Annotated in this window: 6 protein-coding genes; 5 read left to right on the forward strand and 1 reads right to left on the reverse strand. The window is 40.1% G+C overall.

Annotation, left to right across the window (positions count from 1 at the left end; translation table 11 throughout):
* The first annotated feature begins 250 nt into the window (after positions 1 to 250).
* From ACFFRD_RS21455 to ACFFRD_RS21465, 3 genes are all read left to right on the forward strand, one after another.
* Positions 251 to 1,303, forward strand: coding sequence for a hypothetical protein (locus ACFFRD_RS21455; protein WP_179071166.1), 1,053 nt, complete (start codon positions 251 to 253; stop codon positions 1,301 to 1,303).
* 602 nt (positions 1,304 to 1,905) lie between these two features.
* Positions 1,906 to 3,738, forward strand: coding sequence for a protein kinase (locus tag ACFFRD_RS21460; RefSeq protein WP_392477280.1), 1,833 nt, complete (start codon positions 1,906 to 1,908; stop codon positions 3,736 to 3,738).
* A 387-nt stretch (positions 3,739 to 4,125) separates the two neighbouring features.
* Positions 4,126 to 4,344, forward strand: coding sequence for a hypothetical protein (locus tag ACFFRD_RS21465; RefSeq protein ID WP_114080301.1), 219 nt, complete (start codon positions 4,126 to 4,128; stop codon positions 4,342 to 4,344).
* A gap of 42 nt (positions 4,345 to 4,386) precedes the next feature.
* Here the strand turns inward: ACFFRD_RS21465 and ribD are convergent, their stop codons facing one another.
* Positions 4,387 to 5,586: a bifunctional diaminohydroxyphosphoribosylaminopyrimidine deaminase/5-amino-6-(5-phosphoribosylamino)uracil reductase RibD gene (gene ribD / locus ACFFRD_RS21470; protein ID WP_392483133.1), complete on the reverse strand. Its 1,200-nt coding sequence runs from the start codon at positions 5,584 to 5,586 to the stop codon at positions 4,387 to 4,389.
* A 449-nt stretch (positions 5,587 to 6,035) separates the two neighbouring features.
* Here ribD and ACFFRD_RS21475 point away from each other — a divergent pair, with 449 nt between their 5' ends.
* Both ACFFRD_RS21475 and ACFFRD_RS21480 read left to right on the forward strand, forming a co-directional pair.
* Entirely contained in the window at positions 6,036 to 7,340 is a 1,305-nt protein-coding gene (locus ACFFRD_RS21475) for a P-loop NTPase fold protein (protein ID WP_185581419.1), read from the forward strand.
* The gene (locus ACFFRD_RS21480) at positions 7,337 to 13,228 is read left to right on the forward strand and encodes a hypothetical protein (protein ID WP_392477282.1); all 5,892 of its coding nucleotides are present in this window, start codon (positions 7,337 to 7,339) and stop codon (positions 13,226 to 13,228) included. Before ACFFRD_RS21475 ends, ACFFRD_RS21480 begins: the two co-directional genes overlap by 4 nt.
* Positions 13,229 to 13,270: the final 42 nt, after the last annotated feature.

Below are 13,270 nucleotides of genomic sequence, written 5' to 3' on the forward strand. Positions count from 1 at the left end.
ATATTTAATTAAGTTGACCTGTGGTAAAAATTGAGCCTAACTCGTGTTTAAGTGTATATTCGACAACAGATTTGAGAACATCTCAATTTTTTGGAGATTAGCTGTCAACAAGATTTTGTTACACCTGAGCAATATTGAGTAGACAAAGCATTAGCCAACTTTTTCTCTAGAAGATTCGCTCCATTGGTAAACTGACCATTGTCACTTTCAATCTGTTTTTACTGTTGAGGAATTAATTTAGGTAGCAATTATGACCAAATATGACAAGGTTTTTAACTCACCAAAGACATCAGAGGAATCACTAAGTCCAGAGGAAGCGGTAGCGGCGATCGCAACTGTCACTGCGATCGCTGATTCCATGATTGAAGATGTAGATGCAGAAAGTTTAGCGGGTATCCTCTGGGAATTCGAGGTTTTCGAGGAGTACTCAGAAGATGAAATCGCCGAAATAGTTGATAGACTCCTAGCTATTGCAGAAGAGGAGGGAATTGGGCCCCTGTTTAATGCCGCCAAAGTATCTCTCTCAGAAGAATTAGTGCTGGATGGTTTTGCAGCTGGGGTAATAGTACTTTTAGATGATGAACTTGCGATCGCCAAACCAAAACAAGCCTACCTCAAAAAGCTACAAGCAGCCTTAGACCTGGAAGATGAAGAAGCAGAGGAAATTATTAAGGAGGTAATTGCAGCCTTTAAAGAAGCAGAAGAGGAAGAATATGCAGATGACGACGATGATGAGACAGTAGTCATAGAAGATTTCAGCGAACAGACATATCAATCCCCTTTAGGTAATTTTACCGTGCCAATTCCGGTTGATCCCCAGCAGGGCGGTAGAATTCAAAGCCAGGAAGGAGTAGTTGGCTTTTCTGATGACATCGGTACTTTATTGAGAATCGATTATTATCCTTTCCCTCTAGAACAGTTAGAGGAACTGGAGTCTGTTGGACAAGAAGAATATTTACAAACAATTTTAGTAGATAAGTATGTACCCCAAGCGATTTTTGCCAATGTACCAGATGCTTCTGTGGAGTACACGGAATATCTGGAAGATACTTTGCGAGGCGCTTACTATGTGTTAATTGATATGCCCAAAGGTTCGACAATTTCTAAGCAAGAAAATAATGGAACTGCGATCAGATTAGATGCGTACCGGGGTCTGCTCACCTTTATCAGTGGTGAATTTTTGTATATAGTTAGTAGTCAGCACAGCTTTCTTGACGGCGAAACTCCCGATTCCCTTGAAGAAGAAGCTGAAGACATTAAGGAGAGTATTTTAGAGTTTGTTGAGACTATAGAGTTTAACTAATGCAGCATTTGATTGATTGGCGTTGCTGAATTCAGGTATGAAAATGATTTTACGTAATTTCAAAACCCTTGTAAAGAAGTTGCAATGCAACGTCTTTATACCAAAATTCATATATTTAATCAGCAACACCGATTCATTCATCGCAAATTAAATTTGGCAATACCTACATTGGTAATGCGTCGGCTTACATTAGATATCTGGTAAAAAAGAATGTAGAGAAGTATTGCCACTGCTATCTCTCTACATGGGTTCTGAATAACGCATATTCAATTTCACCGAAGAGGTAGAGGGGAAGGGAGCAGGGAGCGTGGGGAGAAAGCCCTTCTCCTCTGCATGGAGCAAAGCGAAACATGGGTACGTTCGCGCAGCCTCTCGTAGAGAAGAGAAGCCCTGTTCTTCCAGGACGCTTGAACTGGGGCAAAGTACAAGCCCCGTCTCAGTCTTTCCCCCTGCCTCCTGCTCCCCTGCCTCTTTTGACCAGATATCTTTCGCCCTCGCTTTACTTATCTGATGTACATTTGGAAAGGGCGATGTCTGAGACAAGCCTGGAGAAGATAGGAAGTCTCCGGCTCCGCGCTGGGTGTCTACGCTTATAATTTTTCATGACAATAACCCTGCTAAACAATCGCTATCAAGTTATCCAGGTAATCGGTGCTGGGGGTTTTGGCGAAACCTTTCTGGCAGAAGATGTTCACATGCCTTCTCGCCGTCGTTGTGTGATTAAGCAACTCAAACCGATAACTAATAATGATCCGCAAAATTACCAACTAATCCAACAACGGTTTGAACGGGAAGCCGCAACCTTGGAATATTTGGGTGAAAGTAGTAACCAAATTCCTAAACTCTACGCCTACTTTTCTGAGAACGGGCAATTTTACCTTGTCCAAGAATGGATTCACGGTCAAACTCTGACGAAAATTGTCGAAGCCAAAGGATTTGAGAGTGAAGTTGCTGTTCGGCAAATTCTTTTGAGTCTGCTTTCGGTGTTAAATTATGTCCACAGTAAAGGCATTATTCACCGGGATATTAAACCTGAAAACATTATTCTCCGTTCTGTTGATAACAAGCCAGTTTTGATTGATTTTGGTGCAGTCAAAGAAACAATCCGTTCTGTGGTCAACTCTTCAGGATACCCCACGCGATCGCTCGTTATTGGTACGCCTGGATATATGCCCAGCGAACAAGCCGTTGGCCGCCCAGTTTACGCCACTGATATCTACAGCTTAGGTTTAACGGCGATTTATCTGCTGACTGGCAAACACCCGCAAGAATTGCAAACTGATCTTAAAACTGGGGAAATACTTTGGCAGGAACACGCCCCTAACGTCTCTTCTCAATTGGCGGCGGTACTCAATCAGGCAATTAAGCCTCATGCTGGCGATCGCTACAGCACTGCTAGTAAAATGTTACACGCTTTGCAGTCTGCTAGTAATATCCCTCCTGAGTTAGCTGCAAATACTCCTACAGTTAATTTTTATCCCCCTGCGACATCGACTCGACAAACCCAGCCATTATATTCCCCACAAAAACCAACTGTGATAGGGAATTCCACTCCTGGAAACTGGCAAAAACCTGCCGTAATTATTGGTAGTTTGCTGGTAGGCGGCTTGATTGGTGCAGTAGTGATTCCTAACATCATTCGTCAGCAACAACCAGAAACAACCATTGTCACAAGTAGCACTCCATCGCTAGAATCTTTGCCTACTCCCGCATCTACCGAATCGCCCCTTTCTTCCCAAACTTCTCCAGCCCCAGTTGTACCGGCCTCACCACCACGAAAGCGAGTAATTCTCAATCCTTTACCAACCGTTAATCCCCCAGTTGTATCCATACCACAGCCAGAAAAAGAGCCTGTAATTTCAGATACTCCAGCGCCAGAAGTGTCTTCTACACCACAGCTAGAACCAGAGAATATTGCAGTTCCCACACCAGAAGCACCTTCTACACCACAGAAAAACGAACGGCCGCCTAGTAAAGTAGCTGTGACTAGCAGCAGTCAAAGCGTTCCCGCATTTCCTACAGGTACATCCAGAAGCGCCGTAGAAGCTACCCTCGGCAAACCAAATCAAGATTTAAGAGGTGCATGGGGTAAGACGCGTGCTGTTGTTTACAAACTAGTACCAAACAAAATTGATCTTGGCTACTTATTCGATCGTAATTCTCAAGTGCTGCGTCAAACAGAGGTATCTTTTGCCCAATCGGTAGACCCGCAGGTGATGCAAGCTACCTTGAATGGATTGTTAGATGGGCAAGCAACTGAAGAAATTAAGCAGGGACTTAAACAGGTACAACAGGGTCAGTCTGATAATTTCCGTTTTCAGAATGGCTCAGTCAAGGGCCAGATTATCCGCCAAGAATGTAATTTTATTTACATTAGCATTTGGGATGAAAATTTACATGATTTTGTGAGTCCATCGACAGCCAAAAGATGTTAACTTTCTAGAAAACGTTGCTCTCAAAAATTTAATTTTTGTATCTTAGAAGACAGATTCAAGATTCAATATAGTATTTGAAAAACTGTCTTTACTGGACTAAAATCTACATAATTTCGGTCTTCGCAAACACAAAAACCCAGTTTTTAGAATTAATGTATTTGTCTTCTAGTTTTTGCAACTAAACCCATAAAAATCTGTTTTCCCAATTGCCAATTGCCAATTCCCATTTTCAACCTGAGTTTCAAATTCTTAATCTTCATAAAGTTATAAATACCATTATTAAGTTTTTAATAATACTTGTCTCAGCTTCTACATTCATGTCGTAAATTGCGATCGGAATTGTGTAATCTTAAGACAGCTAATAGCTCATTATTCAATCGAGGTCTGATGACTCCTACAATCATGCGTCAGCTTTGGTCAGTGGTTGAAACCGCGCAAGCCAAGCTCCTCTTACAACTGGATGATGCTAGCTTGGTGCAGTGGTTAGTGAAACAAACCGAAACACAAGTTTTGTTAGATCCTAACGAAACTGATTATCTCTGCCACTACATTCAATCTCGGCTAGCCCTTATACGTGATATTGCCCATGAACGCCAGTGTTCATGATAGCAAAATCACGATGAATTGATTGATAGTCAAGTGTTATTACTATTGACTACTGGCTTTTTGGGGAAAATAACCTTCCACTAAGCAGTCAGAGCCGACTACACGCCAACGAACACGTTCTAGAGACAATGCCTCAGTCATGGTAGTAAAACCTAAATCGCCCACTGGTGTGGGAGCAATGCTACCACCAATGATTTTTGGGGCAATAAATGCCAAAACTTTTTGCACTGCTCCTTGAGCGATCGCACTAGCAGCTAAAGTACCGCCACATTCCCACAAGACGCTACAAAAACCCCGTTCATATAAGTACGCCATTGCGTTATCTGGTGTAAGTGATGTTAATTCCACGATTTCCACTCCCTGTTTGAGCAACAGTTCTTGGAAATCGGGGTTAGCACCCTTTTGAGTCAACACCAAAGTTGGAGCATCCGCAGTTTGCCACAGGTGGGCACTTTCCGGTAAGTTGAGATGACGACTCATCACCACCCGCAGGGGATTATGTGCCTCAGCATGATGGCTAGTTAAATAAGGATTATCTTGTCGGACTGTATTGCCGCCGACAATTATTGCATCGCAAGCCGCCCGTAGTTGATGTACTTCATTGCGGGCCTCTTGGCTTGTCACCCAGGCGCTATGACCAGAGGTGGTAGCAATTTTGCCATCTAAAGTCATGGCATATTTTAAAATTCCCAAAGGTCGTTTGTAGAGAATGCGATGCACAAAAGCTTCATTTAGCTGATGACAAGCTGATTCTTCTACTCCTACTAACACTTCGATCCCCGCCGCACGTAAACGGGCAATACCACCTCCAGCTACCAGTGGATTGGGATCAACCATACCCACTACCACTTTTGCTACTCCAGCTTGGATTAATCCTTCCGAACAAGGGGGAGTCCGTCCGTAATGATTGCAAGGTTCAAGTGACACATAGATTGTTGCACCACGAGCGCGATCGCCTGCTGCTTGCAAAGCAAACACTTCTGCATGAGGCTCACCTGCACGAGGATGAAACCCTTCGCCGACAATCTCGCCATCCTTGACAATCACCGCTCCCACCAAAGGATTTGGGGAAGTCCGTCCTAAAGCGCGGCGAGCAAGTTCCAAACACCGCAGCATCATGCGAGAGTCAAAATCAGTTCCGATCTTTTCTTTTATAACTGCTGACTCCACTAGATGTATATTTTCCTGAGTGTAATTTGGTAAGGATGCATCTGCTTGAGCGACCACTGGGGAATTATCCATAATTTTAGGCGGCAACACTGTAAATATTTTGCACGCGATCGCGCAGCCTTTCCACAGGAGACTCGCGCTTTGCTCCTAAATAATTAATTAAACAGAGTCAAATTCAGGTGCTGTTATTAGCTGTCTTAAATTGCATCAATCTGTAATATTCATATTACAATTTTTATTACAGCCTTTTTCATCTATCTGAACCACAATCTGGTGTTGGGTAGCACAGCTAGCTGTACTACCCAACCATTTAAAGCGTCGCTACAAGTTCCTTTAAGCGATCGCTTGGATTGCGAAAGATGGGACAACTATCTTTTTGGTAGCAACTTTTGCTTAAGTAAGTGAGATTCTAGTTTACGAAGATTTTTTATCTGCATCTACTAGTATATACTGAAACTATAATTAATGACAATAAGTAGTATTTTATACTGTTATTTATTAAGTAATAAGAGGAAACCGTAATGGCTTTAGACCCTATTAAGTTTTTTAATGCCTGTAATCCCAGTAAGACTCTAAAAATTGAGAATAAAGAAGACCAACAGTACTATATTGACTTCTCGCCAGTGCGTGGAGGCAATGTAATTCAACGTTTACGACGCACGATCGCTAATCAACCAGATGAGTCAACCTGCCAATTATTCACTGGACATATTGGCTGTGGTAAATCTACAGAACTATTTCGACTCAAAGATGAATTAGAAAAGCAAGGCTTTCATGTAGTCTACTTTGAGTCCAGTGCAGATTTAGATATGGCAGATGTGGATGTCAGCGATATTTTATTAGCAATAACTCGTCAAGTTAGCGCCAGTTTAGAAAAGGTTAAAATCAAACTCAGACCAAGCTATTTTATCGATTTATTTAATGAAATTGCGGATTTTTTACAAACACCAGTAGTTCCAGAATTTGAATTTTCATTACCTTTGGGAATTGGTAAAGTCACTGCCAAGACTAAAGATAGTCCCAGACTCCGCAGCCAGTTGCGACAATACCTAGAACCTCGGACTAGCGGCATATTAGAAGCTATTAATCAACAAGTATTAGAGCGTGCCAAAGAGCAGCTAAAGCTACAAGGTTATCAGGGATTGGTGGTAATTATCGACAATCTAGATCGCGTCGATATCTCTCCCAAAGCCTCTGGTCGTTCTCAGCCAGAATATCTATTTATTGACCGGGGTGAGCAGTTAAAGAAACTTAATTGCCATTTGGTTTATACTATTCCCCTAGTATTAATTTTCTCCAATGAATTAAGCACTCTGACAAATCGTTTCGGGGTGAAGCCTGTACTCTTACCAATGGTGACAGTTAAGAACCGTGAAAAAACCTATAACTTAGAAGGGATGAAGCTCCTGCGACAAATGGTTTTAGCACGGGCGTTTCCTTGGCTAGGTGAAATAGAACGGTTGAGTCGTATTAATGAAGTTTTTGATTCAGATGAAACCTTAGACCGTCTTTGTCGGGTTAGCGGTGGACATGTGCGAAATCTGTTAGTTTTGCTTTACAGTTGTTTGCAAGAAGATGACCCCCCTATTGGGCGCGACTGTTTGGAAATGGTTATTCGTGAGTATCGGGATGACTTAGTTTCAGCAATTAGTGATAGTGAATGGACGCTGCTGCTGCAAGTTCTGAAACAGCAAGACAATGTTAAAGGAGAGGACGAATACCAAACTCTTTTGCGAAGTATGTTTTTATTTGAATACCGGGATATTGATGGACGCTGGTTTGATATTAACCCTGCGATCGCAGAATCGAAGAAATTTAAGCTATGAGTGACTCTTATCAACCTGAAGATGTAGTTGTCTACAATCAACGCTCCCTGAAAAAACTAATCCGCTCAATTACGAATTCTCAGGGGCACTTTGCGTTAATTTTGGCACGTTGTAACTATTGCAGTTTGCGAGACCAGATGGTGCAACAGATCAAGGAAGAATGTCAAGTTGAGATTCGAGAGCTACATTTGTCAAAATCTATCAAAACACTTTACACGACAATTGAAGCTAACCTGGGAAATCAACTACCTCAAGCTTTGATGATATTTGATTTGGAATTAGTAGATGCAATTGACCAAGTTTTAATTTCTACGAATCAAGTAAGAGAAGAATTTCGGAAGAATTTCCAGTTTCCCATAGTAATTTGGGTAAATGATGAAATTTTCCAAAAACTGATTCAATTAATGCCCGATTTTAAGAGTTGGACAGGTAACTCGATTAAGTTTAAAATTGCTCCGAATCAGTTAATCAACAATTTGCATCAAATTGTCAATTCCCTGTTTGCGGCAATTATCAACGTTGGTGCTGGAAAGTTTATAGATAATGCTTCCCTAAATCTTGATCTTGGTATTCTCCATTTATCGGAAATTAAATCTGCTGTTAGAACTTTGCAGATATCTACAGAACAATTAGACCCTGAGTTAAATGCAAGCTTGCAATTTATGCTCGGTAGAGAAGCAGATGCTAGTGGACATAAATCGGAAGCTAAAGATTATTATGAGCAAAGTCTAGCTATTTGGGAAAAGAAGGTCAAAAATCAAACAAATGTCTCATCTGATGATTTGAAACGTTACGGATGTTTACTTTGGCATCTTGGTTTGTGGTGGCGACAGTATGCGACTTTGCATCGTTCTGAATATTACGAAGCTTGCCTAAAAGCCAAAGATTACTTTCAAAAATCTGTTGAGGAGTTTAGGCAGCATAATTATCCAGATTTAGCAGCAAAATTTATTAACGGTTGGGGTGAAGTTCTAACCAGGTTAGAGGCGTGGGATGAGCTAGAAAAGGTTGCCCTAGTAGCTATTGACTTACACAAAACTTACCCTGAACCAATCAGACTTGGCTACAGTTATGGATTCATAGCTGAGGTATTGCTGAAAAAATCTCAGTGGGTAAAGGCTCAAGAATATGCAGAATTAGCATTACAAACAAATGCAAATGTTTCATCAAGCGAAACAATTAACTGGGAATGGGAAAGAAAACTTTATAAAAATTTATACTTACTATTGTTGGCAGAAGCTCAACAAAATCTTAATCAAGTTAGAGAAGCGATCGCTAACTTAGAAACTGCTCGCTCTGAGAGTAATCCTCAACACGATCCCCTGCTTTATATTCGTATTTTAGCTCGGCTGCGATCGCTCTCCTATGAGCAAGGTAACTATTTAGAAGCTTTCCAAGTCAAGCTAGAGCAACGCTCAATTGAACAGCAATATGGATTACGAGCTTTTGTCGGTGCAGGACGCTTACAATCTAAGCTACAAGTTATTAATCCTGCACTAGCAGTTACTGCTGCTTTGGCATCAGTAACTCAAGAAATTGCTGCTTCTGGAAGAATGCAAGATGTAAATCGATTGATTGAAAGAATTAGTCGCAATGACCACAAATTGACAGTCATTTATGGGCAATCAGGAGTAGGTAAAAGTTCCCTGGTTCAAGCAGGATTATTACCAGCTTTAAAACAAAGAGCTATAGATGCTCGTGATGTTGTACCTGTTCTGTTGCAAGTTTATACAGATTGGACAAAAGTTTTAGGAAGTCGCTTAGTAGAATCACTAGAAGAAGTGAGAGGCTTAAGCTTTCCTCTATTCTTAGACTCGATGGCAGGTTTTGTCGAAGAGTTGAATAAAAATATAGAGAAAGGTTTGTTAACTGTTCTGATTTTTGACCAGTTTGAAGAGTTTTTCTTTGCCTATAAAGACCAAGATAAAAGAAGACCTTTTTTTGAATTTATTCGAGATTGTCTGAATATTCCTTATGTAAAAGTTATCTTGTCCTTACGAGAAGACTATCTGCATTATTTACTTGAGTGTAATCGTTTAACACATTTGGAAGCCATTGAGAACAACATATTAGATAAAAAGATTCTTTATTATTTAGGAAATTTTTCGCCAGAAGATGCTCGTTCTGTAATTCAAAGTTTAACAGAAAGTTCTCAATTTTACCTAGAACCACCGCTGATTGATGAGCTAGTGCAAGATTTAGCTAGAGATTTAAACGAAATTCGCCCCATTGAATTACAAGTTGTCGGAGCGCAACTGCAAACAGAGAAAATTACAACACTAGCTCAGTATCAAGAACAAGGCCCTAAAGAAAGATTGGTAGGGCGATTTTTAGAAGAGGTAGTTAATGACTGTGGTAACAATAATGAACAATTTGCCAAGTTAGTCTTATATTTGTTAACTGATGAAAATAATACTCGCCCTTTAAAAACTCGTGCTGAATTAGAAGCAGATTTGGCATTAGAGCCTACAAGATTAGATTTAATTTTAAAAATCTTGGTGAAATCAGGCTTAGTATTTCAGGTGCCAGGATTTCCGGCTGATCGTTATCAATTGGTTCATGACTATCTAGTACCATTTGTTCGTGAACAACAATCAGCCCGATTAATTGCTGAATTGGAGAAAGAAAAAGAACAACGAAAACTCACTGAAGCTAGACTCAATCAAGTCTTAACACAACAACTAAAAACAGCACGGAGACAAACTTTTATCTTAGCAGGACTCCTAGCAGCAATCAGTGGAATTGCAGCCGCCATAGTATTTGTTATCAATACTTCCTTGACCGCTTTAAGTGGTTCTTCTGAAAATAACACAGAACTTGATCGGTTAGTTTCAGCTCTCAAAGCAGGCAAAGAACTGAAAAAACTATCAATAGGAACAATACCTGGAACTCGGCTAAAAGTTATTTCAGAACTGAGTAAAGCAATTCAGGGTATCACAGAAATTAATCGTATAGAAGGTCATGATAAGACTATTACAGCCCTGAGCTTTAGCAGCGACAGCAAAATGTTAGTTACGGGAACTGAAGACGGTATGGTGAAAGTCTGGAGTATTCCTGAAGGTAAAGAAATTAAAACTATAAAAGCACATAATGGCAGTGTGACATCTTTCAGTTTCAGCCCTGATGGAAAAATGCTTGCTACAGCTAGCAAAGATAAAACTGTCAAAATTTGGAGTTTCCCTGATGGTAGAGAAATTAACACTTTGAAAGGGCACAAAGGCAGTGTAAGCTTCGTAAGCTTTAGTCCTAACAGTAAGTTATTGGCTACCGCCAGTGAGGATAAAACAGTCAAAATCTGGAGTTTGGATGGTAAAGCAATTAGAAATTTATCAGGGCTGAGTGATAAAGGAGTAGTCATCAGGTTCAGTCCCAACAACAAAGTGGTTGCCATTGGGGGTCTTTACGATACTGTTAAACTTTTGGATATTGAAGGAAAACAGAATCGTAATATTGGTGAATATGGTGTTATTAACATTAAGTTTAGTGAGAATGGTCAAACTATTAATTTACTTAATAAAAATAAAAAGCTGAGTCTATGGTCTACTCTAAATACTCAACTCTTAATCAAAAGTAACCAAGGTTGTAGAGACTATGGTGGTAAAGTTTTAGGTATTAGCGATGATGCTAAGTCATTTATGATATCAGATAGCGGAAGGTCTTTATATCTACTTCTACGAGATCAAAATGATTGTACCAGGGTAAGCGAAGGACTTGAACATAATGACATCGTTACTTATGCAAGCTTAAGTCCTGACAAAAGACTACTAGCCTCAGTCAGTCAAAACAAAGTAGTGAAACTTTGGAATATTAACTATAAGATTTCCAGTTTTGCTGAAAATAGCAGAGAGCAAATCACTAATATCAGGTTTAGTTTTGACGGTAAAGTTGCTGCTATTGGAAGAAATAATAATACAATAAGCCTCCAAAATCGTGAAGGCAAAACCATCAACACTATCCAAGGAGATAGCTCAGTTCTCAGTTTTAGTCCAGATAATCAAACCCTTGCCACTGGAAGCTCTGACGATATTTTAAAGATTTGGAAACTTGACAGTAAACAAGAAATTATTTTAAAAGGTCACAGCAATAGTACTACAAGCATCGATATCAGTCCCAATAATCAGTTGATTGCTTCTGCTAGCACGGATAACTCAGTTAGACTCTGGCGCAGTAACGGAGATTTTATTAGAACTTTGCCAGGAAAAAATCAGAGAATTACTAGTATTAGTTTCAGCCCAAATAGCCAAATAATTGCCTCTATCAGCGATGAAAATGAGGTACAACTGTGGAATAGCCGTGATGGCAGCTTAATTAAAACCTTACTAGGTCACACTGAGAGCATCACAAGTGTTCTTTTCAGCCCCAATAGCCAAATACTTGCCACTATCGGTGATGACAATTTAATAAAACTCTACAAATATGATGGTACTCCAATTGACACCTTGACTGGGCATCTTAGCCAGGTAACAAGTATCGAATTTAGTCAAGATAGCAGTAAACTTCTCTCTGTTAGCCTTGAAAGTGGCGAAATAAAACTTTGGCGTACCAGCGATAGTCAGTTACTGAAATCTATTGATAACCTTGGCACGAAGAGTGCCAGTTTCAGTCCTGATGGTAGTTTTATTACCTCTATTAATATAGGCAATACAGTAAAATTGTGGAGCCTGGAGGGAGACTCACTCGCAACCTTCAAAGGAGATAATGATGAAATCACAGATGTAAGTTTTAGCCCTGATGGAGCCATGATTGCTACTAGCAGGGCTGACAATATTATAAACCTTTGGAATAGAAAGGGGAAAAAACTGCGAACTTTGCGGGGACATAGTAAAGGAGTAAACGATGTAAGTTTTAGCCCTAATGGCAAGTTTATTGCTTCTGCGAGTTCTGATAATAGTGTCATCATCTGGAGAACTAGCGACGGTCAACCCATCAGAATCATTCCCGGATTTAGTAATGGGGTTGATGAAGATATTGGCATTTATAACATCAGCTTTAGTTCTAATGGTCAAATTATTAGTGGTTTTAGCAGACTTGCTAATGGAAAAAATCTGGTGACGCTTTGGAGTCTTGATGGCAAGGTTATAAAAACTATTCAAAGTCACACTAACATTGGCTTTAGCCAAAATTGGAAAACAGTTGTACTCGTGAGTAAAGAGAATACTCTAAAACTCTGGAGTCTTGATGGTAAACTGATAGCAACCCTGCAAGGTCATAGCGACCAGATTAACAGTGTTACATTCAGCCCTGTTGATAATATTATAGCCTCTGCTAGTGATGACAAAACTATAAAACTTTGGAATAGAAATGGGAAATTGCTCAAAACAATTTCGGAACACAAGGATAAAGTTAATAGCATAAGTTTCAGCCCCAATGGAAAAACTATAGCTTCTGCTAGTGATGACAAAACTATAAAACTTTGGAACCTTGATGGTAGCCTAATTCAGAACATTAATGAAAGCACCGATAAGGTTAGTAATGTGCATTTTAGACCTGATGGTAAAGCTATTGCTACTGTTAGTGGCAGCAGTATTAATCTCTGGAACCTGGATGGTAAATTGATCAAATCTCTAAAAGATGATTCTGGCGATTCTGGCAGCTTAAGTTTCAGCGAAGACAGTAAAATACTTGCTTCAGGTGCAAAGTTGCATCTTCTTGATGGTATTTGGCACAAAGAGACATTTCTCTCTTCCATTAGTTCGTTCTCAGGTGAGCGATTTAATTTCAATGCCAGTAAGGCAATTGCTCTTGATAGCAATGAGGGAAGAATATATCTAAATTCCGACTTAGATGACTTACTCGCGCGTGCCTGTAGCTGGGCATCTGATTATCTAAAAAATAACCCTAAGATGAAAGACGATCGCCACCTCTGCGACGATATCAACACTCAGTAAAAATTGAGCGTAGGGCTAGCCCTGAACATAGGCATCGCCCCA

The sequence above is a fragment of the Nostoc sp. C110 genome (assembly GCF_043099725.1).
Taxonomy (GTDB): domain Bacteria; phylum Cyanobacteriota; class Cyanobacteriia; order Cyanobacteriales; family Nostocaceae; genus Nostoc; species Nostoc muscorum_A.

Excerpts from the sequence above, each read along its gene's own strand:
- ACFFRD_RS21455 (WP_179071166.1), top strand. The coding sequence starts at position 251 with ATGACCAAATATGACAAGGTTTTTAACTCACCAAAGACATCAGAGGAA.
- ACFFRD_RS21460 (WP_392477280.1), top strand. The coding sequence starts at position 1,906 with ATGACAATAACCCTGCTAAACAATCGCTATCAAGTTATCCAGGTAATC.
- ACFFRD_RS21465 (WP_114080301.1), top strand. The coding sequence starts at position 4,126 with ATGACTCCTACAATCATGCGTCAGCTTTGGTCAGTGGTTGAAACCGCG.
- ribD (WP_392483133.1), bottom strand. The coding sequence starts at position 5,586 with ATGGATAATTCCCCAGTGGTCGCTCAAGCAGATGCATCCTTACCAAAT.
- ACFFRD_RS21475 (WP_185581419.1), top strand. The coding sequence starts at position 6,036 with ATGGCTTTAGACCCTATTAAGTTTTTTAATGCCTGTAATCCCAGTAAG.
- ACFFRD_RS21480 (WP_392477282.1), top strand. The coding sequence starts at position 7,337 with ATGAGTGACTCTTATCAACCTGAAGATGTAGTTGTCTACAATCAACGC.